Here is a 24,083-nt window from a genome sequence, read left to right on the forward strand (position 1 = left end):
AAAATCCTATTCCTTGGCAAAGAGGGGCCCCGCTGCACCGGCCGGCTCGGGACGGGCGGGCGTCGCGATCGGGGCGGGACGGCGGTCGCGCAGCCGCGCATGGGCATAGAGCCCGGCGGCCACCCCCGCCATCGCGTAGAAGGGGGTGTCGAGATTGGGGTAGGGGCGGGCGATCATCGCCTGCAGCACGATCGCCATGCAGCCGCTGACCATCGCGGCGCCGGTCCGCGTGGCGGCGCTGTCGAGCCCGCGCAACCCCCGGCCCAGCGTCGCCAGCGCCAGCAGGAACCAGAGCTGCAGCAGGCTGCCGGGAAGGCCGAAGCTGCCGAGATTGGTCATGATCCAGCTCGACGCCCTGACGCTGCCGATCCCGATGCCGAGCCCGTAACTGTCGGCGAAGTTGCGCAGCGCCTGCATGTTCCAACTCATCCGCTCGACGCCGGACTCGCTGTCCATCTTGTTGAAGATCAGCGTGTCGAGCACGATCGGCACGCTCGGCACGAAGTTGTAGATCAGCACCACGCCGCCGATCGCCAGCGGGATCGCCATGCTGAGCCCGAGATAGAGGCTCGCCAAGCCCTGCACCCGCGCCGCCGAGCGGACATGCCACAGCAAGAACAGCCCGGTGAAGCTCACGAAGGCGACGATCCCCGAGGTGGACATCGAGCGCAGCAGCAGCAGCGCCACGAGGATCAGCGTCGCGAGCGTCCAGCGCCCGCCGCGATCATCGAACCAGAGTTTCAGCCAGAAGCCATAGAGCCCGACGGTATAGAAGGCATAGGCCGAAGGCTCGGGAAAGCCGCCGATCAGCCGCCGGATATCCATCAGGCGCTGATCGTCGAGCATGGCGTAATTCATGGTGCGAAAGCCCTCCAGCATCCATGGCAGACCGGCGGCATGGCTGCCCAGATCGACGAAGGACACCGCCGCGTGCACCATGGTGGAGATGGTCATCGCGCGCAGCGCTTGGTCCGGGCGGCCCCAATAGGCGAAGGCCGCGGCCAGAAGCACGTAGGACGAGACCGACAGCGCGAAGCGGACGAGCTGGCCGATATTGCTGCCGGTCGGGCGCAGCGGCGCCAGCAAGAAGCTCAGCCGGCCCTCGATCTGGCCGAGGGTAAAGAACTCGGTCTGGCCGCTGAACACCCGGGGCAGGAACACCGCGCCGATCGTCGCCAGCACCATCAGCAGCATCAGCGGAAAGCCGGCCCGGGTGGGGCGCATCGTGCCGAACAGCCGCGCGAAGCCCACCGGGCGACCGAGGCAGGCGACCCAGAGCGCGACGACGCAAAGATCGGTCAAAGACAGGTCGCCAAGGCCCGGGAGCGACAGGGCGGCGGCGCTGCGGAAGGTCATCGAGGCGAAGAACACCCATAGCCCCCGCACCGGCCCGAGCCAGAGGATGGCGGCGAACATCAGCAGGGCGATGGGCGTGGTCGTCGGGTGCAGCATGCGCTCGCCGATAAGGTGATTTACTATGCCGGCGTACACGTATGAGGCCGCAAGCCCCAGCCCCTAAACGACCCTGTGGCGCCGATCCGTCACGATTTGTCCGTTTCCTGGGCAGGTCGCGATGCGGCGATGCGGATCCCGGCGCTCCGGAACCGTCCCGTTTCCGACCGCACCCCATGGCGCGGCGAAAGCGCCACCTTCCGGTGGCGCTTTGCCGTGGTCCGAATGCCGGGCGGGATCAGATGAAGCCGATATCGTCCGCGGTCAGGAGCGCGTTGTGGAACAGCACCGTGGTCTCGCCGTAGACCAGCTTGGTGTGACCGGCCGCGGTCTGCGTCAGGCTGTAGGTGCCGCCCTGGGTGAGCTCCACCGCGTCGATGCCGACGGCGAAGTCGAACACGTTGTCGCTGCCATCGGCCTTGTCGAAGCGGAAGGTATCGGCGCCGACCGTACCGTCGAGCGAGCCGTTGCTGTTGTCGCCCCAGAGCCCGTCATTGCCGTCGCCGCCATAGATGATGTCGTCGTCATCCCCGCCGACCACGGCGTCGTTGCCCTCGTTGCCATAGAGCGTGTCGTTGCCGGCGCCGCCGAACACGAAATCGCGGCTCGCCCCGGCGTCGACGAAGTCGTTGCCATCGCCGGCATTGATCACGTCCTGGTTGTGGCCGCTATAGATGATGTCGTCGCCACCCTTGGCGTAGATCTGGTCGTCGCTGCCGGTCGAGCGGATGGTCTCGGAATTGTTGGTCGCATAGATCCGGGCCGGCGCGACGCCGATTCCCGATGCATTGATATCGCCGCCGTTGCCCTGGACGATGTTGGGTTGGATGGCCATTCGTCGTTACTCCAAAAATGTCTCTTCTTGACGGAAGCCGCCGCGAGGTGGTTCAGGACCGTGCTCATGGAGCACCCGTTAAAGTGCAGACCGCTAACTAGAACAATTACTAGCGGTTGTATAATAGGGTGATCGCCCAAAAACAATCAAGTATTGCCTGACTTCTGCCACAATCTCGTGCGCCGCGAACACAAGTAGAGACGCATTCGCTAACAAAACCCTTATGCATCTCAGCAACTTGCTCGATGATCACGCGGATGTGTCCGTCGACTATTCTTGGAGGGTGCCTGAACTTAGGGCGCCGCCTATTGTCTGGGGACACCACGCGACGGCGGAAGACAGGCGCCGAGTGATCCTTAGAAAACCGTTCAAGGACAATAACATGAGACCTATCTCGGAGAAGACGCGCCGAGCCGTGTGGCCGGTTCTGGCCTGTCTGCTGGCGCAGGTTGCGGGCGCGGATACGGCGCCTGTCATTTCGGCCAATTCCGGATTCCAGGCCGGTCCACACCATCAGGTTGAGGGGCGGCTCGATGCGCTCGGCCTCGATTCGCTGCGCGACGGCGTGGTCTGGGGGCGAATCGAATCGCAACCCGGGATCTATGATTTCGACCGCCAGAACCAGCACGGCATCGCCGCGCTGATCGCGGCGGGCCAGGCCGGATCGATCACTATCTATCCCCGCAACCCGCTCTATGAATCCGGCAACACGCTGATGGGCGAAGAGGGGATCGCAGCCTTCGCGCGATTCGCCTCCGAGTTGAAGATACGTTTTCCCCAGATCGACACGATCCAGGTCGGGAACGAGTTCAATTCCGCCTCGTTCCAGACCGGGCCGGCGCGCGAGATGGCGCCGCTGGAACGGGCGCGCCTGCATGCGAGGCATCTCGCCGCGCTGGCTTCGCGGCCGGAGCTCGAAGGCGTGCGGATCCTCGGCGGCTCGACCCATTCGATCGCCGCCGGATACGTCTGGGAGGTGCTCGATGCCGGTGGGGCGGCGCATATGGATGCGGTCGCGGTGCATCCCTACACCACGCCGGCCGAGCATATCCCCGGCGAGATGGCGGTGCTGCGGCGCCACCCGGAGATGGCGGGGCTCGAGATCGAGGCGACGGAGTTCGGAACGACCGATATCGACGCCGCGCCGGACCTGTTCTGGCGCAACTACTGCATGATGGCGATGGCCGGGGTGCGCCGGGCCGTCTGGTATTCCCTTGAAACCCGTGGCGACGGCTATGCCGCGGTGCTGGGCGAGGATTTCGGCCTGACCCCGGTCGGGCGGGCGCTGATGCTGGCGCATGAAGAGGCGCAGGGCCGCGAGGTCGAGCCGTTCCGGCCCGATCCTTATACCTATGGTTGCCGCTTCGGCCCCGAATTGGCGGTGCTGTGGGGCGAGCGCCGCGAAGTGCAGATGCTCGATGACGGCATCGAGCTGCTGACCGGCGCGCTCGATCCCATCGCCGGGCCGCCGGTTCTGAACCCGCAACGGGTGCTGGTGCTGCGCGCGCCGGGCGGCGCGGTCGATCCCTATGCGGATCTCGTGCTCGGGCCCCATGATCTGCGGGCCGACAGCTACCACGAGTTCGAGCGGCCGGTCGCGGGCGGGCGGGCCGTGGATCGCGACACGGTCGGGTTCGACCGCTACGTGATCCGCGATGGCCGGATGTACGACCTGTCGACCTGTCCGGGCCAGCAGGCCCCCGGCACGCCGTGGCGGCCCTATCTGTGCAACGCCGATCTGCCGCGCTTCGTGCTGAAGCCCGAGGACTTCACCCTCGGCGGACCGGTCTCGCTGGTGCATCGCTACAACCCCGCCGAGGCGGGTGCGCTCATGGTCGAGGTCGAGATCGGCATGCACCGGATCAGCCGCAGCGGCGTCGGCGTGGCGCTGCAGGTCGACGGGCATCCCCATGAACGCCGGGTGGTGGAGCAGGGCGCGGAGCGGCTGGTCTTCGGCCCGTTCGAGGCCCGCCCCGGCGCGCCGGTGCATATCGTGATCGACTCGAATGACGATCCCGGCGGCGATATCGGAACCCTGCGGATCAGGGTGCGCGATGCCGGTCCCGCGATCGCGCCGATGGGACCCGGGCTCGCGCCCACGTAAACCGTCTATACACCTTGACCGTGTGGTATGCAGCAGCGTAGCAATCGCAGCGAGCGTGGCCCGGGTGGCGTCCGCTCTGTCGTTCCGCTGGCCCGACGGGTTGGCGGCGGCGACTGGCGCCATCCCTGAGGCGCCTTGTTGTTTACGAGGTATCGCAGCCGCCGGTTCCGGCGGGCCTGCAAGAGAACGAGTTTTGCCATGATCCGCCTTACCCTCCCCGGGCCCGCTCGCCTTGCTGCCATCATGCTCGCCGTCGCGCTGGTCGGGGCCCCGCTTCAGGCCGCCCCTTACCGGCTGATCGCGGGCGACCGGATCGAGATCGCGCATGCGGGGATGGAGGCGCCGGTCCAGCTTACCGTCGACACCGACGGGCAGGTGCGGCTGGCGGAGATCGGCGGCATCGACGTGATCGGCCTCACCCTCGACGAGGTCGAGGCCGAGATCGCGGCCCGTGTGGGCGCGGCCGGGCTCTACGTCGATGCGCGGGTCAATGTCGTGGTCGCCGATTACGCCCCGGTGGTGGTGACCGGCGACGTGGCGGCGCCGGGACGCTACGACTACCTCCCCGGCATGACCGTGGCCGTCGCCCTCGCCACCTCTGGCGGCAGCGAGACGCTGGGGTTGAGCCAGCTCGACCTCGCCCGGGCGCGGGCCGATGCCAAGAGCCTGCTTGAGACGCTGAACCTCGACATCGCCGGCGCCGCGGCGCGGCTGGCGCGGCTCGAGGCGGCGCTGGGGGAGGCGCCGCTCGAAACGCTGACGCCAGAGGCGGTGCGCGGGCAGGTCCCGTCGCCCGGTGCGGCGCCGTTGCAGGCGCTGGTGGAGACCGAGCGCGCGCTGCTGCGGGCCGAGCGCGAGCGGGCCGAAATGCTGATGACCTCCTGGGAGGAGGAGATCCGCACGATCGAGGCGCAGAAGCAGCTCTTCGACGAGCGCATCGTTCTGCAGGAGGAGATCGTCGCCAACACCGCCGAGGCGCTGCGCAACGCCCGCGAGCTGCAGGAGCGGGGGCTTCAGACCACCGCGAGCCTCAGCAGCGCCGAGGAGCGCGCCTCGGATGCGCAGGCCCGGGCGCTGGAACTCGAATCCGCGCAGATCGCCGCGGCCCGCGCCATATCGGACGCGCGCCGTGCACGCGCGCAGTTCCTCGCCGACCGGGAGCGGACCAACCTCGCCGACCTGCAGGCGGGACGGATCGAGATCGACGGGCTGCGGCTGCGCCATGCGCGCGCCCTCGAACAGCTCGCGCTCTTGAGCGGCAGCGGGGCCGGGGCGTTGCTCGATGCCACGACGGTCGAGCTGGGCTACCGGCTGCTGAGCCCGCGCCCGGGCCGCGACGAGATCACCGGGATCGACGCGCAGACCCCGCTGCTGCCGGGCGACACGCTGATCGTCACCGTCACCTCGCGGCCGCTCGACATCCCCAGCTGAAATACGCCGCCGTTGCGCGTACGGTGCCGACACCGCGATTTAGCGCGGCCGCGCCATTCTTCCCCGACATCGATTGGGGAGAGCGGCGATGGAACAGAAGGTCGTGGTGCGGGCGGACGGCGGAGCGGGCTATCTGGGGCTGCGGCTCTTCGCGGGCGAGGCGATCACCTTCGAGGTGCCGGACCGGCCCGCGGACGCGCGCGTCACCGTGACGATGGGGTTCGACACCGCCGCGCCGCCGCTCGTGCAGCGCAGCGGCGACGAGAGGGTCGCGCTTTCGCCCGAGGATCTCGCGCCGCTCGGCGAGGGGCGGGCGGGGGTCTACAACGTCTGGATTGAACAGGGTTCGGGGCGCCGGTTGCTGCAGCACGGCTCGATCGTGGCGCAGCCGAGCCTTGCGCCCGTCGCCGCGACCGCGCCGGTCGCGGGCGGTGCCGTGACGCTGGAACTGCGCGTGGGCGAGGCGGTCTCGGTCGATCTCTCGACCGGTTTCACCGGGGCCGATCTCGTGTTCTCGCTGGCGCCCGGCTCGGAGCCTCTGCCCGCCGGGCTCGCGCTCTCGAGAGCGGGTATCCTGACGGGGCAACCCGAGATGGCGGGGCAGCACGACCTGCTGCTGCGCGCAAGCAATGCTGCCGGTTGGGCCGAGACAGGGCTTTCCATCGCGCTCGTCGCGGCCCCGGGCGGTGCGGGCGGTTCGCCGGGTGTCACGACATTCGCCGCCCACCGGGCGGGGCCGCGTCTCATCGTCGATGGCGACAGCACCATGGCCAATCCCGGCTTCCGCGACGCGTTGCTCTGGGCCTTGGGCGACGTGACATGGCTGCCCGACACCTACCAGCAGGCCACCGGTGGCCACACGATCCAGACCATGCTCGACGGGGCGCAGGCGGTGGTCGACCTGATCGAGCGCGACGAGACCATCGTGGTGATCGGCCCGGTCGGCGCGAACTGGGACCCGACCGATCCGGCGGTCCCCTATACCCTGTCGAAATCCAAGATGGCCGAGCTGATCGGGGTCTACCGCGATGCGGGCGCGGTGGTGGTCTGCGTGCCGGCTCTGCCATCGGGCTACGACGACCCGGCCAATCCCTATACCGCCAAGCAGGACAAGTACGACGCGATCAACGCCACGCTGGCCGAGGTCGCAGCGACCGATGCCGACGTGCACATGGTCGATGTCGCCGGCTTCGACCCGGTGTCGATGAAGAACGACGAAACCCACCCCAATATCGAGCATGGCGCCGCCTATCTCGCAGGCAGGGTGCGCGAGGTGGCGCTGCCGCTGATCACCGGCTCGCGGCTGGCCGAGGCCCCGAACCTGCTTCGCACCGCGGGAGAGTTTCCGGGTGATGCGCCGAGCGCGGTCGCGGGCGTGTCGGGCATCCAGCCGGATGGCTGGGTCTTCACCCGGATCGGCACCGCGTCATGGAACGTCGCACGCAACGGCGCGGGCGATCTCCTCATCTCCTGTCGGGATGCGCCCGACCGTGCGCAGCTCACCCTGCGCTACAACGCCGATGTCGGCGGCGCGACGGGCGACATCTTCGACGCGATCTTCGAGGTCGAGGTCGACCCGGCCTCGACCGGCTTCGGCGGGCTGATGTCGGGCGTGGCCGGATCGACCCTGCTCGGCATGAACGCGATCACGCCGTTCCTGACGGTGCCGCCCTGGCCGCTCTTTGCCCGGTCGCGCGGTTACGCGCAGGAGGGCGCGCATGGCGTCAGGCAGGTCTCGCTCGGCCTGTCCTGTGTCGCGGGGGGCAGCGTGACCTATACCGTGAAGCGGGCGGCGATGCTGCTCGTGCGCAACGCCGCCAACGCCATCGAGATCGCGGGCGATCCAATGGAGGCGGTCGAGGTCGGGCAGCCCTATGGCTTCGCGCCGGTGGTGTCGGGGGGCAGCGCGCCCTACGGCTTCGATCTCGCTTCGGGGAGCCTGCCGCCGGGGATGTCGCTCGATCCCGGCACCGGGGCGATCACCGGCAGCGCCGATGCCGCAGGCCGCCATGGCGGCATCGCGATCCGGGTGACCGATGCTCTGGGCGCGACCGCGACGCTCGCGCCTTTCGCGATCGAGGTGACGGCGGCGGGCGTTCCGGCGAACACCACGCCCCCGACGCTGAGCAATACCAGCCCGGCCGAGGGCGAGACGATCAGCGTCGATGTCGGGGTCTGGAGCAACGCGCCGGAGAGCTTCCGCTACCAGTGGCGGCATTCCGGCAACGTCCAGGCGGGCGAGACCGGGCCAAGCCATACCATCGCCGCCGGGGTGGCCCCGCAGGTGATCACCTGCCAGGTCTGGGCCGCCAATGCGGCGGGCGAAAGCGCCGTGGCCGAGACCGCGCCGAGCGATCCGGTGGTGGCGGACGGGGCCGCCAGCGTCACGGGCTGGAACGACAGCGACCCGGATTGGACGCATTTCGGCGGTATCGAGCAATTGCTTTATGCCGATCAGGGGCGCGGCGTCACTGCGGCGCCGGGGATGGACGGGATGCGCAACGCGGTCGGGGCCGACGCGCTTTCGGGCCAAGTGTATTTCGAGGTCGAGCTGGTCTCGGGCGTCAATCTCGTCGGTATCGCCGATGCGCAGACCAGTATCGCGACCGGCAGCCTGACCGCGGATCGCCACGGCAAGGCCGGGGGTCTGGTGTTCCACAGCGATGGCAATATCGCCATCGGCAACGCGCTGGCCGATGGCCAGCGGGCCTGCCTTGCCGTCGATACCGGGGCCGGACTGTTCTGGGTCCGGCAGGAGGCCGGGGCGTGGAACGAGGATGCGGCGGCGGACCCGGCGGCGGGGACGGGCGGCTTCAGCCTCGCGGCGCTGACCCCGCCGATCCGCGCCCATGTCCAGCTCAAGAGACAGAGCGGCGCCGAGGCCCGGCTGCATGGCAGCCGCGACCGCTGGCGCCATGCGGCGCCGCCGGGGTTCGGGCCGATCGCCTGAGATCAGCCCATGGGCAGATCCTCGAGGTGACCGGCCAGCGTCGCGGCCGCCGCCTTCCAGGTGAAACGCTGCACCCGGGCCCGGCCCGCCTGCGCGAGGCGGGACCGCAGCTCCGGCGTGGCGCAGACGCGCTCCATCGCCGCGCGCCAGCCATCGGCATCGCTCGGGTCGAGCGACAGCGCCGCGTCGCCGCAGACCTCGGGCACCGCGCCGCCGGTCGAGGCGATCACCGGGCAGCCGCAGAACATTGCCTCGGCCGGGGGCAGGCCGAAGCCCTCGGTGATCGAGGGAAAGGCCAGCGCCGTGGCGTTGTCGTAAAGCGCGCGCAACTCGGCATCGCTGACCCGGCCCAGCATCCGCACATCCTCGGAAGGGGTGATGCCGCCATCGGCGAAGACCCCCGCATCGCCGCCGCCCGCGATCACCAGCGGAATCGAGCGGTCGCTGCGGGCCCGCGCCGCGCGGACCAGCATCGCGAGGTTCTTGTGTGGCGCGAGGCTGCCCAATGCCAGCAGGAAGCGCCCCGGCTCCAGCCCGTGCCGCTTCAGAGTCTCGGGGTCCGGGGCAAGGCGCAGCACGTGATCGGCGCCGTTCGGAACCACCCGCGCCTTGCCCTTCGGCACCACGCCGAAGCGTTCGAGATCGGCGCGCGCATGCTCGGAGACGGTGAGCACCATCGCCGCGCGCCGCCCCAGCATCGGCTGCATCGTGCCGTACCAGCGCACGAAGGCCCGGGAGTAGGATTCGGGCTGCCGGAACGCCTGCGCGTCGTGCATCATCACCACCTGCCGCGACCGCAGCGCCGGGCCGGTGTTGCACAGGCTCAGAAGCCAGTCCCGGGGCCGGGCGCGGGCGAGGGCGAGTTGCTCCCAACCATGCCCGCCGAGCTTCGAGGCGCTGGTCGTCGCCGCGTCGAGGATCGCCTTCGGCCGCTCCTCGGGCCGCACCGTGTCGCCGCGCGGCCGGATCGCGGAAAACCCGCCAAAGCGCGAGGGCAGCCCGTGTTCGAGCAGCGCCGCCACCAACTCGCTCGCAACGCGATCGACACCCGTGGGCGGCCGCATCAGAAAGCGGCCGTTCAGAACCAGATCAACCATTCAAAATCACCTTGTCGCAGGACGCGCCACGCACCCTGCCCGCGTCCCGTGCTTATGTCTTTTGGCACCGATGTCACAAGACCGACCCGCTGTCCGGTGCCTGCTCGGGTGCCGGAAATGTTCGGATGCTGCGCGAAAAGTCCAAGATTTTCGCCGGTTACGGGCGGTCGATGGTCACGACGGCCAATCCCGTCGGGCCAAGCCAAATCGCGGTGGCGGGTTCGGTCATTCCCATCAACGACCTGTCTCCTGGGCAAGCGGGGGCTAGGGTAGCATGGTTTCCGCGAGAAACTGGACGTGCTACTCAAGGTTGAAGTGTTATATTGTCAATTTCCTTTTGGTAGTGAATATCCCGATCATTCCACAACGAGATGCGCCGGCGATTCCCGCGAGGTCGCATAGGTGTGGGGTCGGGATAGGGGACACCGCCGCGTCCTCGGAGCCATCATCTTGACCTGTCAGGTATCGTATCGTCCCGAGATCGACGGGATGCGCGCCATCGCGGTTTCGGCCGTTCTCGTCTATCACCTCGGTATCGCTCAGGGCGACAACATCGTCTTTCCCGGCGGGTTTCTCGGGGTCGACCTGTTCTTCGTGCTGTCGGGGTTCCTGATCACCGGCATCCTTTTGCAGGAGCTTGCGGAGGGGGGGCGGATCCGGCTCGCGCGGTTCTATGCGCGGCGGGCGCGGCGGATTCTGCCGCCGATGCTGCTGGTCATGCTGGCAAGCCTGCCCTTGGCCTGGGCGATCCTGCTGCCGAGCGAGATGCAGCGCTTCGCATGGTCCCTGCTGGCGACGCTCGGATTCCTCAGCAACTTCTTCTGGTTCGAGACGCTGGGCGCCTATGGCGCCGCCGCCGCCGATCAGCAGCCCTTCCTGCATGGCTGGAGCCTCGCCATCGAGGAGCAGTTCTACCTGCTGTTCCCGCTGGTGCTGATGCTGCTGGCCCGGCTGGGCGGGGGACGGGCGATGGGGGTCGGCATCGCGGTGCTGCTCGTCTCGGGTCTCGCGGTGGCGCAGTTCTCGACATGGGCGATGCCGTCCTTTTCGTTCTTTTCCCCCGCGAGCCGTGCCTGGGAGCTTCTGGCGGGATCCGGTCTCGCCTGGCTGTCGCGGCACCGTGCTGGCCTGTTGCAGCACGGCCTGCTGGCCCGGCGGGCGCCTTTGGCCGCGCTTCTGGTGCTGCTGACCTGCTTCGCGGGGTTCGAGCTCGAAGGCTCGGGCCATCCCGGCCTGCCGACCCTGCCGGTGATCCTCGCCTCCTGCGCGCTGATCTGGTTCGCACAACCCGGCGAGCCGGTGACGGCGCTGCTCTCGACGCCGCCTCTGGTCTATCTCGGCAAGCTCTCCTACGCGATCTACCTGTGGCATTTCCCGATCTTCGCCTTCGGACGGCTCGCGAATATCGACGGTATCACTGCGGTCGACATGACCGCATGGCTGGGGTTGACGCTGGCGCTGTCGGTGCTGAGCCACCACCTCGTCGAGCGGCCCTTTCGCTTCGCTCTCCCGACCCGGGCCTTCGCGGCCGCGATCGCCGGTGCGACGGTGATGGTGCTGCTGTTCGGTGCCGTGTCGCTCGGCTCGGATGGCGGTTTCGGCCGACAGAGCGCGCGGCTCGCCCCGCTATATGGCGACGCCTCCTTCGACAACGAGGTGCTGCAGGCGCAAAGCTGGTCGATCCTCGACGCGCTCGACCCCGATGAGAAGATCGACCGCTGGAACGCCGCCACGCCGTCGCGCCACGAGCGCGAGGCGCTGTGGTTCCGCCGGCCCGAGAGCCGCAAGGTGCTGATCATCGGCAATTCGCACTGCAAGGACATGTTCAACGCGCTGTGGCTCAACGCGGAGCGGTTCGACGGGATCGAGTTCGCGCGCTTTGCGATCGGCGCCAAGGTGCCGGAGGCGCATATCGAGATGCTGTTGCGCGCGCCGAATTTCGCGGCGGCACATGTGATAGCCCTCGCGCCGCGCTACACGCCCGAGTTCCTCGCGGCGCTGCCGCGACTGGCCGCGCTGTTCCAGCGTCACGGCAAGGAGGTCGTGGTCATCGGCGACACCGCCGAGTTCGATTCGCCCAGCGTGCTGCCGCTGTTCGACTGGCATCTCAGGAGCACGGGCACGCGGGCGCAGCTCGCCGGGCTGAACGACCTCGCCTATGGCCGCGAATCCGCCGAAGGGCGCGCGGCCGAGCGGGCGCTCGACCGAATAGCTGAGGAGCATGGCCTGGGCTTCCTGTCGCGCCGGCAACTGATCTGCGACGACGCGGCCGAAAGCTGTGCGCTGGTTTCGCCCGAGGGTCGCAAGACGATGTATGACCGCGATCACTGGACCCTCGAGGGCGCCGCGCTCTTCGGACGCCGCGCGGCCGAGGCGGGCTGGTTTCAGGAGGTCCCGACGGATCACGGCCGATCTCAGGACAGGTTTTCGAACCTTTCCGAGTAGATGAAGCGGGCCAATCGGTCCTCTATGATGGCCTATGCCTCGGCCGGTAAGTCGTCAGGCGGATGAAGCGCGGCGATTTTGACCAGCGGAAATCTCGATTGCGCCAGGCGCCCCTGAAACTCTCATATATTACATAAGACATATTGTGCGCATATTTTTCTTGCCCGGTTTCGCTATTTTTGTCCCCGGCCATTGCCTGAAAACAGCGCCCTACCGACCCTGCATTTCCGAAACGGGTGTTTCAGGCGCAACCCGGCTCGCGAAAATGCTGCGAACTAGAGATAGGTGCCGGGTCTGAAACGAGGGCGATACGGCGCATTCAATCTCCGTCCGATTTAGCCCCGCGAATCCCGATTCGGATTGAACGATCTTCCAAAAGCGCGTCGGTTCTCGTGATGGCTGGGGTTAGCGCGGGTTCGGGCGGCTGGAGCGGCGTGAAATTGCCGGGTTTTCGCCGGGGAATCGGTCGGTCCTTGCGCTGTGATCGACCCCGAAGGAGCCGGTTCGGCTGGGAAACGAAGGTTTCGCGGGCTGCGGGGCGGGAGCGGGTCGGGTGCGACGATTTGTCGTGTGGCGGCCTGCAGCCCGTTAACGGGTCGGGAAAGTTTCGCGGTCTAGCCTGCCCCTCGTTCCCGCCTTTCGCGGCGGATTTCGCGAGTTTCGGTAAGGCTCCGCCGATCAATGGCGGATTTCCACTTAGCGACGTGGCGTCACGACCTGAGGGACTGCACAGGCAGATCGGGCTGGATATGCATCACGTCGGAATGGGGCCGGGGATCGGTCCGCAAATGCCAAATCGGATCCGGCGATCGGGGAATGGTCGGGCGATCCAGGGAATAGGGAAGAACGTAGCAACATGTTGGCTTTCGAAGGAGCTCAGGGCTTTGGAGCCCAGGCAAAGGGCGGCCGTGGCGGCGAAGTGGTGAAGGTGACCAATCTCGACGATTCCGGCGTCGGGTCGCTCCGCTGGGCGCTCGAGGATCTCGACCAGAAGCGGATCGTCGTGTTCGAGGTCGGCGGCCAGATCGACCTGAAGGACCAGATCCAGATCAACGGCGACGTCACCGTGGCGGGCCAGACCGCGCCGGGCGGCATCACCGTGACCGGCGGCCGGCTGCGCGTCGTCGAGAGCGAGGTGATCATCCGGGGCCTGAACGTGCGGCCGGGCGATGCCGCCGACGGCAGCAAGCCCGACGACCGCGACGGCATCGCGGTGGGCAAGCGCGGCGCGACCGTCGAGAACGTGATGATCGACAGCAACTCGATCTCCTGGTCGGTCGACGAGCTGGCCTCGACCTGGGGCGCGCCGAAGAACGTGACCTTCTCCAACAACATCATGGCCGAGGCGCTGCAGAGCTCGATCCACCCCAAGGGCGATCACAGCATGGGGCTGCTGATCGGCGACGGCAGCTCGAATGTCAGCGTCGTCGGCAACCTGCTGGCCAGCAACGAGCACCGCAACGCGACGATCAAGGACGACGCCAAGCAGATCGAGTTCGTCAACAACGTCGTGCACAATTACGGGCCGAACGGGCTGCGGCTGAACGAGGGCTCGACCGCCAACGTGGTCTCGAACATCTACCAGGCCGGCCCCGACAGCGCCGGCCGCGAGGCGATCCGCCTGGAATCGCCGCAGGCCTCCACCGCCTACTACCTGTCGGGCAACGAGGCCGAGATCGCCGGCTCGGCGACCTCCAAGGTCAAGAACGACTACGTGTTCACGCCGCGCACCACCGAGGTGATGGGCACCGACGAGCTGCTCGAGCACGTGCTCTCGACCGCCGGCGCGCGGGCCCAGGGGCTGAACGCGATCGACGCGCGGATCATCGACTACGTCCGCGACGGCAAGGGCAAGATCATCGACAGCCCCGACGAGGTCGGCGGCTATCTCGACGGCGGCCTGCGCCGCGGCCCGCGCGACAGCGACGATGACGGCATCCCCGACGACTATGAGAGCCTGATCGGCTCGGACCCGAACCGCGCCGACGCGCAGGCCGACGCCGACAAGGACGGCTACGCCAACATCGAGGACTACATCAACGGCCTGATCGACGGCTTCGACGCGCAGCCGGGCAGCGGCGGCGACAAGGCCGGCGACACGGCCGGCGCCCCGGCGGCGCGGGCCCCGGCCCAGAGCGCGCCGGCCGCCGAGGCGGCGCCGGCGACGGGCTCGGCCGCCAAGGTGGCGCCGGGCCGCGTGGTCGAGGCCGAGACGCTGCAGCTCAGCGGCGGTCTCAGCGTCGACACGCTGAACGCGGCCTCCGGCAACGGCGTGGTCCGGGCCCGCTCGGACGCGATGCAGCGCGCCGAGATGGACTTCGACGGCGCCAGCGGCCGCTACGACCTGACCGTCAACTATTTCGACGAGAATGACGGCGTCAGCCGGCTGGCGGTGCAGGTCAACGGCCGCACCGTCGCCGAATGGGACTGGGACCAGGATCTCGGCTCGTTCAAGGCCAACAACGACACCCGGACCTCCAAGGTGATCGAGGGGCTCGAGCTCGCCAAGGGCGACACGGTGACGCTGCTGGGCACCCGCGACGGCAAGGAGCCGCTGCGCATCGACACGCTCGAATTCGCGCAGAGCACCGGCGGCGGCGACGTCGCCAAGGCGCCCAAGGCCCCCGCCGCGCCCGAGGAGGCCGCGAAGGCCGCGCCCGCCGCGACGGCGCTGCATCTCGAGGCCGAGGATTTCGACCTCTCGGGCTTCGTCGCCGAGAGCCTGAAGAACGCCTCCGGCGGCACCGCGATCCGCCGCGACGGCCGGGGCGAGCACTCCGCCGAGACCGACTTCGAGGGCGAGGCCGGGCTCTACGACATCGTCGTGAACTATTTCGACGAGAATGACGGCGCGAGCCGGCTGGCGGTGGAGCTCAACGGCGAGGCGCTCGACGCCTGGATCTGGGACGCCGATCTGGGCGACCGGCTGGCCAACAACAACACGCTGACCCGGCACGTGATCGAGGATGTGCGGCTGCAGAAGGGCGACCGGCTCAGCCTGTCGGGCGAGGATGACGGCGGCGAGCCGCTGCGCGTCGACTCCTTCGACTTCCTGCCCAACGACCTGCTGGCCGCCTGACCGGCCGGGTCCGCGACGCCGGGCCCCGGCCCGCGCGACCCCCCCGGGCGGCCCGGCCGCCCGGGGGCCATCCCCGCCGCGCCGGCCGTCCCCCGGCGCGCGCAACCCCGGCCGCCCCCGCGGCCGGGGTCTTGTCGTATCCGCGCCCAAAGCCACTCCGGAGCCACCCCTGAGCCGCACAAGCGCCCGGGACCGGGGCCGCGGTCTCAGCCGCGGCGGCCCACCCCCTCATAGGCCACGAAGCCTGCCGCGCGGACGTCGCCCGGGCTGTAGACGTTGCGCAGATCCGCCATCCGCGGACAGGCCATCCGCCCCGCCAGCTCCCGCAGGTCCAACGCCCGGAACTCGTTCCACTCCGTCAACACCACAACCAGATCAGCCCCGTTGGCGGCGATGTCAGAACCGTGTGGCTGTCTCGGCGGATCGGGGGGGCTTACCGGCTTTGTTTTTGGTCCCGGTCGGGGTGCCGTCCATCGGCTCCTGTGACGCTGTGCCTTCCCGCAGCAGGTTGAAGCCGCCCACTTCGTCCTGCGAATCGATGATCCGCCCCGTTCTTGTGGCGACACTCTCGACGATGCGCTGGTCTATGGCGTCGAGCGCCGGGTGGCGGGCGCCCGCATGCGCGAGAACGTGGCTTTCGACCTCCGTCGCAGGGGCGATCTCGATCCCGCTGCCTCGAAAGACGGGTGTCCCTTCGAGCAGGCTCTGCGGCGTCGCCTCCCCCAGATTCTTCGCCACGTAATACGCGCCTTCGGGGCTCTTCGAGTTGCCCAGCCGGATCGGCGCGCGCGGCACCGTGTCGGGTCCCGCGATATAGGCATTGCCGACGACATGCAGCGAGCCGCCATCGACCTGCAGGCCGTTCTCGCCCCAGTTGTATACCAGATTGTTCACGAATTCGATCTGTTCGCTTTGGTTCTTGATCGTCGGGTTCCGGTTGCGGTTATGCGCCAACAGGTTTCCCGCGATGGTCACGCGCGACACCTCACCGCCACCGATCAACAGGCCCATGCTGTGCCCACCCTTTTCGTGGCCAGCCTCGTCCAGGGCCTCGGCGATGATGTTGTTCGAGATCGTCACATCCTCGACGTCCCCCCAGATCGAGAGGGTCTCGTCGATCGCCCAGGTCAGCGAATTGCCGTCGATCACGACGCCGCTGACTTTTCGCTTCGGCGTGCCGATCGAGATCGCGTCACGCGATTGCGCCGGCATGCCGGGCCCGTCGCCGGGGCGTATTCTCAGGCCGCGCAGGATGACGTTGTCGCCGACCACGCGCAGCCGCGCGCCCGTGATCGTGATGCCGCCCGGCGCGCTCTGGCCTTCGACCGTGACGTCGCCGTTGATCTCGATCTGATCGTTCAGTGCGATGATGCCGCCGATGTCGAAGGCCACGACGCGCGGCCCCTCCATGTCCTCCAGAGCCCATCGCAACGACCCGCTGCCGGTATCGGCCAACGTAGTGACCCGCAGCAACGGCCCGCCCTGCCCCCCCGTGGTTTCGGAACCGAACCCCGCATAATCGGCAGGTTTGGGCGCCATCCCCTGGGAACGGACCATGGGGGGCATCAGCAGGAGCACCGCCATCAGCATGGTGGCAAGAGCGTGTCGTCTTTGGATCAGCCGCATGGTGCAGACTTCGCTCTGTGCAAGCGCCTAGCTCACCTCGTGGGGGGCCGCGCTACCGATGAGATCCCGGAAATACTCGATCGTCCGCATGACGCCGTCCGACAATTCGACCTTCGGCGTCCAATTCAGGTGCTCCTTGGCGAGCTTGATGTCGGGGCAGCGCTGGACCGGATCGTCGCTGGGCAATTCGCGCCGGACCAGTTTAGAGCGCGAGCCGGTCAGCCGCACGATCAGTTCCGCCAGTTCCAGTACCGTCGACTCATGCGGATTGCCGAGATTGATCGGACCGATGATTTCGGGGTCGGAATTCATCATCCGGATCAGCCCCTCGACCAATTCGTCGACATAGCAGAAGGACCGGGTCTGGCTGCCATCGCCGAAGATCGTGATGTCCTCGTTGAGGAGCGCCTGCCGGATGAAGTTCGAGACCACGCGGCCATCCTGTGGGTGCATGCGTGGCCCGTAGGTGTTGAAGATCCGGACCACCTTGATCGGCAGGGCATGCTGCCGGTGATAATCGAAGAACAGGGTCTCGGCGCAGCGCTTGCCCTCGTCATAGCAGGAGCGGATTCCGATCGGGTTGACGTTGCCCCAGTACCCCTCGCTCTGGGGTGAGGTCAGCGCATCTCCATAGACCTCGCTGGTGGAGGCCTGAAGGATCGGACATTTCAGCCGCGTGGCCAGCCCGAGCATGTTGATCGCGCCATGGACGGATGTCTTGGTCGTCTGGACCGGGTCGTGCTGGTAGTGGATCGGCGAGGCGGGACAGGCGAGATTGTAGATCTCGTCGACCTCGACATAGAGCGGGATCGTCACGTCGTGGCGCATGAACTCGAAACGGGGATGCGTCAGGAGGTGCTCGATGTTCCGCTTGGTGCCGGTGAACAGGTTGTCGACGCAGAGCACCTCGGCACCGCTCTCCAGCAAGCGGTCGCAGAGATGCGAGCCAAGAAAGCCAGCGCCTCCGGTGACGAGAATGCGCTTCCTGCTATTGTAGACCCTTTTCATACCAAACCCTCTAAAACTCGTAAAAAAATCCTGGATTTTACTCGATCATCATATGGCCTGCTCCGCCCCGATCGGCGGCGCGGGATCGTCGGCATAGCGAATATCGGTTCGCAACAACTCCCTCATCTTGCGGTTATCCTCCGCGTAATGCTCGGTGATGGTCCGGGCCAGATCGGGTGAGATGTCGATGGAACCGAGCTTCGCCGTGTTCCATGCATCCACCTTTTTCATGACACCGAGGGAATTGCGTCCCAGCATGCGTTTGACCGGGCGGGAAAAGGCCTCGCGGAGCGGTCGGCCTCGGGCGATCAGGTAGTGCAGCGACCGCGACCGCGATCTGCGGGCCTCGTTGATGCGCGGGAACTCCGAGCGGCCATCATCCTCCAGGCCCAGAAAATCCAGAGCCCTTCGATAGGTCTTTGCCGTGTCCGCCTGCATCTCCTCCTGGAACAGGACGAGGCAACGATCCCGGGGCACCAGCGAAAAGAGCCGCTCGAGCTGTTCGCCGAAGGCGGCCGTCCTCGTATAGACGAGGGTCGACGGGGCCCGGCAACCGGGCGGAACCCGCTCTCCCCGAGATCGTTCGGCCGAGAGGTGCCAAGCCCGTTCGAAATCCGGCTCGTCCTCGTCCAGTGCCCGGAGGAGCTGTCGGTGCAGCGAGGCCAGCATCCGCACCGGATCGCGGAGCATGACGATGAAACGGGCGTCGGGACGGGCCTCGAGGATGGAGGCGATGGCGGTCTGCGAATAGAGGTACCAGACCGATGCCTCCATGAGCATGCGGGTTTGCGGAGTGGGGGTGAAGCAGGCCCGGTATTCCTCATCGTCGGAACACCGCCTGAGACCGCCCAGATCCTTGGAGTAGTAGTGGGGCTCTTTCGGTCGACTGATCGAGATGGCCGGATGTTCGGACAGGTATTGCGCCAATGCGGTGGTGCCGCATTTCGGTGCGCCAATGATATAGGCGGCAGGTGGAAACAGGGACCGGTCGGTGACGAGCGCATCACCGCGGCCGAACTCGGCAATCGACACAGCGGTTTCTCCTCACGGGAAACTATACACGCAACCGGCAAAACCTTCCGGTCGCGTCAATGGTCTATTGCTGATCAGCTAAGCGCAAATGGTGCCGTTCACGCAAGCCCCAACTTCCTGCCGGAGATGGAGCTACACGGTTACGGAAATCACCACGCCGCCAAACGCGCCCACGAGGGCAGCAAGCAGGTATCCGGTCGCTTCCATGTCGAAGCCGAAGGCGAACGATCCCAGCGCGACATAAAAAAGGGCCGTCAGGGCGCAGGAGACCGTCAGGATGGCCAGGCGGGCGAGAGGGCGGTCGGATTTCGGCGGCTTGCTCATGATCGAGTAGGAACGAAATCTACTGCCAGGCATGATATGGTGTCTTATGGCTAGTCTCCTTCGGCATGGCCAAATGACCTGAATGGCAAGGTGTTTGCCAAAAATCCCTTAACATGCACATAACGGACTCCCTCGTTGTCGAAATCATGCCCAAACTGTGGCCAAGATGTTCACGGCCCTTCAAATTGCCAGCTTGGTCGCCCGCCCCTTTTGCGTAAAAGGGCGAATTATTCAGTATAATAAACGCCGTAGCTAGGGCGAAGGTCCGGAACGACGGGGCATCGTCCAGCAGACGCAATTCACCGGATATCGGCATCGGATCATGATCTGCTTCCTGCGCCCCTGCATAAGTCTTGCGTAATCTTGTCAAGGGACGGAACTCATTCATATAGATCAGAGGTTTAGGGTCAGGACGGTCGAGATGGGATCATATCTGGTGTGCCCTGCCCCGCCCGATCCCCAAAAGCGCGATGGTCCTTGACTTCCTACTCACATCTTCTTGATGGCGCAAACACAGGATGCAGCCTTATGTCGAATACAACCTGAGATTTATTCTCTCTGTCCTTCGATCGGAAACACAGTCTTTCCATGACTGGGCCACCTCAAGTGGAATGGGAATGCACCGATGGCATGATTCCTCGTTGTGGCAATCCGATCTGCAAGGGGAAGCGGCGCAACACCAAGGATAGTCGTCGGCCCGGATGTACACCGAAGAGAGCTAAAAATCGTTGCTCCGGTGTGCCGATTGTAGCAAGGTGAGGTCATGAGCTGTCTTTCTTCAAGAAAATCAGGCGGCTCATGCGGTAAGTAAGACTTCGGGCCCCGTGGCGGGACGTTGTTCTCGCCATGAACGCAAGGCGTATCTTGCGGTTCTCTTGGGCTAATATGGTTCGGTTGTAGATCCGGCGCGGCGTTTCCAGGCGTCCGGATCGCAGTTTAAAAGTAGTCGCGGCCAATCTCCCTCGCTTTTGGGTTGGTCGGTTTTTTCGAGGGTTTTCAATGTTTAATTTCGAAGCGAGTCGCGTTCTCAAGTCACCTCTTGCTCGTGGGGACATCATCGCCCCGGAGCCGCAGGCGACTGGAGATTTCACGCGCGGCCGTGACAATACGGAGCCGGCACAGGCGGAACCATTCGGGCCGGCCTTGCGTCGCTGGAAGCGACGCCTTTTCCGGGTGACGATCGGTTTCCAGCCGCGTTCGAGAGCGATCTACAGGGTCTATAATTCGGCAATCGCCTTGGCGCTGATCCTGCTCGTATTGCCGTTGTGCCTCATGATCATGGGCCTTCTCTATGCCACGCAGGGCCGACCGATCTTCTATCGGGGACCGCGCATCGGCGAGGACGGACATACCTTCAACATCATCAAGTTCCGGACGCTCGACGGCGCCAAGGCGGCGGCCTTGACCGCCAATCGCGTCCTGCCCTCCGGATCGGGGATCGAGACGCCGCTGGGCCTGTTCCTGCGCGAGACGCGGCTCGACGAGTTGCCTCAGCTTTTCAACGTGCTGCGCGGCGACATGAACATGTGCGGCCCGCGCCCGGTGCGGCCGGAGATCGCCACGCTGAACATCGCGGAAATCCCCGGCTACGAGACCCGCTTCTGCGTGAAGCCGGGCATGATCGGACCGGCGCAGGCCTATATGAGCCACGGCACCTCGAAGGCCATTCGGTCCAGGCTCAACAACAAGATGTGCCGGGCTCCCGTCTCCTATCGGGGCGAGGCGTATCTCATCTGCATCGTCGCCGCCTGTGTCCTGATGCGCACCGTTTCTCGGATGCTCAAACAGATCGGATCGATTTTGCGGCCGGCGAGCTCAGCCCGTGAGGCGAAGGCCGATCGCGGGCTGCGGTTCATCGCGGATGATGGCACCGAAAGCCGTGTCGCATGGATCGACGAAACCGCCCTGGCCCTCGAAGGCGGCAAGGCCCTTCCATCCCCGGCCACCGGGCGGCTGTTTCTGTCGCTGCCGAACGGCCAGTCCCGCTGCGTCTGCATAGATCTCGATCAAGGTCTCGACGGGACGGCGGTGAGCGATTGCGGCTTTTTCCGCTACCGGCCACGCAGCGAGTTCGGCGAGCATATTCTCAGCCGGTACTTCTTTCAGAAGGTCGTCGTTCCCCACCGTTCCGAGTTTCTCGCAGCCCGGATCGGGCGCGCCATGTCGCGGCGCGCGCCGGTCTCGCCATAGTCGGGATCGCCGACAGAGCATCATGCCCAGTCCCGTGCCGTTCCCCTCAGCCACCGCCGCAGCCGCAACTCTGGCCGGGCTCGCTGATGCGGCGGTGGGGCACGGCGCCGCGCTATCGACGAATGGCATTTCGTAGCGTGCGAGCGATCGAGGGTGGCGGTCCCGTGCGATACGCCACCCATCCCCCACCCTGTCGGGAGTAGAGAATTGAACAAGATCGTCCCGCCACCGGTCCCGCCGCGCGCCCTGTTCGTCACGCGCGGGAGCTTCTCTCATATCAACGCCCAGCTCGACGTGGCGCTGCGCAGGGTGCGCCCGGATCTGGTGATCCAACGCTTCGACGTGACGGAGGCCCTGAAGACCGACAGAATGGCGCAGCTACGCTGCCTGCTCGGTGTGCAGCGGGAATACGGGCTGTCCAGCTGGAGGTCGCGCGACACCGCCCGTTACCGGGTGATGCGGTCGCAATCCTACTACCGCGAGGCTCGGGCGCTGCTCCGCCGCCGCTTCGCCGGCGAAAATTTCGCCTTCACGCTGCAGACCCAGTCGTTGATCAACGCCGCGCTGCCGGGCACGCCGAATTTCGTCTACACGGATCATGTGGCGCGGGCCTCCTGCGGCGAGATGCAGACCGCTTCGAGCGAGCCGAGCCCGGGCTGGTGGGCGCGCGAGCGCGAGATCTATGACGAGGCCGCGCATGTCTTCACCTTCGGGCCCAAGATCCGGAACATGTTGACGACCGGCTACGGCATACCGCCCTCGAAGACCTCGGCGATCGGCGCCGGGGCCTCCGTGGTTCCGAAGCGGCCGGTGGATGAAACGCTCACGCGATACGCGGCCCGGAACATCGTCTTCGTCGGCATCGATTGGGAGCGCAAGGGCGGGCCCGAACTCGTCGCCGCGTTCCGGGCGCTGCGCCGCCGCCTGCCGGATGCGACGCTCACCATCATCGGCTGCCGGCCCGAGGTGACGGAGCCCGGGGTGACGGTGCTCGGGAGGCTGCCGCTCGCCGAGGTGGAGGAGCACTACCACGCCGCCTCTTGTTTCTGCATGCCGTCACGTCTGGAGCCCTTTGGCATCGTATTCATCGAGGCGATGCAATTCGGCCTGCCGGTCGTCGCCACGGATGTCAGCGACATCGGTGCCATCGTCGCGGCGGGCGAGACCGGACGCCTCGCCGCGCCGGGAGATACCGCGGCCCTGGCGCAGGCCCTTTACGACACGCTTCGCGATCCGACGCAATGCCAGGCCATGGGGCGGGCTTCCCGGCGGCGCGCCACCCAGTTCACCTGGGACGCCGTCGCGCGGCGCATCCTGGCCCGCGCCATGGAGGAAACCGGGGCCCGCGCATTCGATCTGGAGCCGAGCTGGTGACCCGCATCCTCTATATCATCGACAGCCTGAAGATCGGCGGTGCGGAAATGCTTCTTCTCGGCCTGTTGGATGCGGTCAAGAAACGCGGCGACATCGCGCATGTCGCCTATTTCTCGCCCGGTCCGCTGGAAAGCGCCGTCGCGGCGCGGGGGATCGAGGCAACCCGGCTGAGCGAGAAAGGCCTTCGCGATCCCCTCGCGATGATCCGGGCCCTGCAGCTGATCCGGCGCTGGCGTCCGGATATCGTGCATACGCATCTGATAAAGAGCGATCTGGTCGGCCAGCTGGCGGCGCGGCTCTCGCGGCGCCGTCGCATCATCACGCTGCACAACACCGACCCCTGGCGTCGGAACCGCAAGATGAGCTTTGCATATCGCGCGGCGACGTCCGGCGCGGATGCCTGCATCGCCGTCTCGGACCGAGTGGCCGAGCATGTCGCGCAGTATGGCGGCTATCGCCGTGACCGGATCGACACCATCGTCAACGGCATCGATCTCGGCCGGTTCGATCCCGAGGCGGTCGATCCGCTGGACCTGTCCCCTTATGGCGTCGAGCCCGGCGTCCCGGTGATCGCCGTGATCGGCAGCCTGACGGAGCAGAAGGATCACGGGAATTTCCTGCGCGCCGCCGCCTTGCTGGCCCCGCATCGGTCGCGGCCCCATTTCCTCGTCGTGGGGGAGGGCCCGCTTCGCGACCGGATCGCGAGAGGCATAGGCGAGATGGGCCTTCCGCCAGAGCGCGTGACGCTGACGGGCGTGATCCTCGACATGCCCGAGCTGCTCGCCGCGATCGACATGTTGGTGATCTCCTCGGGCTGGGAAGGGCTGCCCATGACGCTGCTCGAAGGCATGGCGATGCGGCGCCCGGTGGTCTCGACGGCGGTGGGGGGCATCCCCGATGTCGTGGTCGACGGGGTGAATGGCAGCCTCGTGCCGCCATCGGATCCGCAGGCGCTCGCCACCGCGATGGAGCGCATGCTGGCCGATCCGATCCGGGCCGAGGAGATCGGGATCGCGGCCCGTCGCACCGTCTCGACGCGCTTCAGCGCCGAGGTGATGCGCCAGCGCCTGTGCGACCTCTACGACGCGACCTTGGCCGATGCCCCACCGCCGGACATGCCGGAAACCTTGGCCTGA

Annotated in this window: 15 protein-coding genes and 1 pseudogene; 8 read left to right on the forward strand and 8 right to left on the reverse strand. The window is 66.8% G+C overall.

Annotated features, from left to right (window positions below; translation table 11 throughout):
• Nucleotides 1-6: 6 nt before the first annotated feature.
• Complete coding sequence (locus O4G76_RS08210) at nucleotides 7-1,452, reverse strand: hypothetical protein (RefSeq protein WP_269396882.1); 1,446 nt, start codon at nucleotides 1,450-1,452, stop codon at nucleotides 7-9.
• A 238-nt stretch (nucleotides 1,453-1,690) separates the two neighbouring features.
• Nucleotides 1,691-2,287, reverse strand: a complete 597-nt coding sequence (locus tag O4G76_RS08215) for a calcium-binding protein (RefSeq protein ID WP_269396883.1) — start codon at nucleotides 2,285-2,287, stop codon at nucleotides 1,691-1,693.
• 382 nt (nucleotides 2,288-2,669) lie between these two features.
• Between O4G76_RS08215 and O4G76_RS08220 the strand changes: the two genes are divergently transcribed.
• The 3 genes from O4G76_RS08220 to O4G76_RS08230 all read left to right on the forward strand — a co-directional run bounded on the left by O4G76_RS08220 (nucleotide 2,670) and on the right by O4G76_RS08230 (nucleotide 8,772).
• On the forward strand, nucleotides 2,670-4,391 hold the full coding sequence (locus O4G76_RS08220; RefSeq protein ID WP_269396884.1) for a hypothetical protein: 1,722 nt from the start codon (nucleotides 2,670-2,672) through the stop codon (nucleotides 4,389-4,391).
• A gap of 198 nt (nucleotides 4,392-4,589) precedes the next feature.
• A complete protein-coding gene (locus O4G76_RS08225; RefSeq protein WP_269396885.1) occupies nucleotides 4,590-5,822 on the forward strand; it encodes a polysaccharide biosynthesis/export family protein in 1,233 nt (410 codons plus the stop codon).
• A gap of 88 nt (nucleotides 5,823-5,910) precedes the next feature.
• Nucleotides 5,911-8,772 carry an Ig domain-containing protein gene (locus O4G76_RS08230; RefSeq protein ID WP_269396886.1) on the forward strand — a complete coding sequence of 954 codons (2,862 nt, stop codon included), beginning with the start codon at nucleotides 5,911-5,913 and terminating at the stop codon, nucleotides 8,770-8,772.
• 2 nt (nucleotides 8,773-8,774) lie between these two features.
• On the opposite strand, the gene O4G76_RS08235 is transcribed toward O4G76_RS08230, so the two are convergent.
• Nucleotides 8,775-9,869: a glycosyltransferase family 1 protein gene (locus O4G76_RS08235; protein WP_269396887.1), complete on the reverse strand. Its 1,095-nt coding sequence runs from the start codon at nucleotides 9,867-9,869 to the stop codon at nucleotides 8,775-8,777.
• 450 nt (nucleotides 9,870-10,319) lie between these two features.
• Between O4G76_RS08235 and O4G76_RS08240 the strand changes: the two genes are divergently transcribed.
• The gene (locus O4G76_RS08240) at nucleotides 10,320-12,314 is read left to right on the forward strand and encodes an acyltransferase family protein (protein ID WP_269396888.1); all 1,995 of its coding nucleotides are present in this window, start codon (nucleotides 10,320-10,322) and stop codon (nucleotides 12,312-12,314) included.
• Nucleotides 12,315-13,170: 856 nt separating this feature from the next.
• Nucleotides 13,171-15,393, forward strand: a complete 2,223-nt coding sequence (locus tag O4G76_RS08245) for a hypothetical protein (RefSeq protein ID WP_269396889.1) — start codon at nucleotides 13,171-13,173, stop codon at nucleotides 15,391-15,393.
• Between the two features lie 206 nt (nucleotides 15,394-15,599).
• Here the strand turns inward: O4G76_RS08245 and O4G76_RS08250 are convergent.
• The 5 genes and pseudogenes from O4G76_RS08250 to O4G76_RS08270 all read right to left on the reverse strand — a co-directional run.
• Nucleotides 15,600-15,785, reverse strand: a pseudogene (locus O4G76_RS08250) (UDP binding domain-containing protein); the annotation flags it as partial.
• A gap of 4 nt (nucleotides 15,786-15,789) precedes the next feature.
• On the reverse strand, nucleotides 15,790-17,019 hold the full coding sequence (locus O4G76_RS08255; RefSeq protein WP_269396890.1) for a polysaccharide lyase family 1 protein: 1,230 nt from the start codon (nucleotides 17,017-17,019) through the stop codon (nucleotides 15,790-15,792).
• A 27-nt stretch (nucleotides 17,020-17,046) separates the two neighbouring features.
• Nucleotides 17,047-18,027 (reverse strand): UDP-glucuronic acid decarboxylase family protein, encoded by a 981-nt coding sequence (locus O4G76_RS08260; protein WP_269396891.1) that lies wholly within the window; start codon nucleotides 18,025-18,027, stop codon nucleotides 17,047-17,049.
• A gap of 48 nt (nucleotides 18,028-18,075) precedes the next feature.
• On the reverse strand, nucleotides 18,076-19,059 hold the full coding sequence (locus O4G76_RS08265; RefSeq protein WP_269396892.1) for a sulfotransferase: 984 nt from the start codon (nucleotides 19,057-19,059) through the stop codon (nucleotides 18,076-18,078).
• Nucleotides 19,060-19,191: 132 nt separating this feature from the next.
• Nucleotides 19,192-19,383 (reverse strand): hypothetical protein, encoded by a 192-nt coding sequence (locus tag O4G76_RS08270; RefSeq protein ID WP_269396893.1) that lies wholly within the window; start codon nucleotides 19,381-19,383, stop codon nucleotides 19,192-19,194.
• Between the two features lie 999 nt (nucleotides 19,384-20,382).
• On the opposite strand from O4G76_RS08270, the gene O4G76_RS08275 reads away from it, so the two are divergent.
• The 3 genes from O4G76_RS08275 (at nucleotide 20,383) to O4G76_RS08285 (ending at nucleotide 24,083) form a co-directional block, all read left to right on the forward strand.
• Nucleotides 20,383-21,573 (forward strand): sugar transferase, encoded by a 1,191-nt coding sequence (locus O4G76_RS08275; protein WP_269396894.1) that lies wholly within the window; start codon nucleotides 20,383-20,385, stop codon nucleotides 21,571-21,573.
• Nucleotides 21,574-21,780: 207 nt separating this feature from the next.
• On the forward strand, nucleotides 21,781-22,947 hold the full coding sequence (locus O4G76_RS08280) for a glycosyltransferase family 4 protein (protein WP_269396895.1): 1,167 nt from the start codon (nucleotides 21,781-21,783) through the stop codon (nucleotides 22,945-22,947).
• Nucleotides 22,944-24,083, forward strand: a complete 1,140-nt coding sequence (locus O4G76_RS08285; protein ID WP_269396896.1) for a glycosyltransferase — start codon at nucleotides 22,944-22,946, stop codon at nucleotides 24,081-24,083. Before O4G76_RS08280 ends, O4G76_RS08285 begins: the two co-directional genes overlap by 4 nt.

Origin of the sequence: Limimaricola sp. G21655-S1, assembly GCF_027213785.1 — a bacterium.
Classification (GTDB): domain Bacteria; phylum Pseudomonadota; class Alphaproteobacteria; order Rhodobacterales; family Rhodobacteraceae; genus Limimaricola.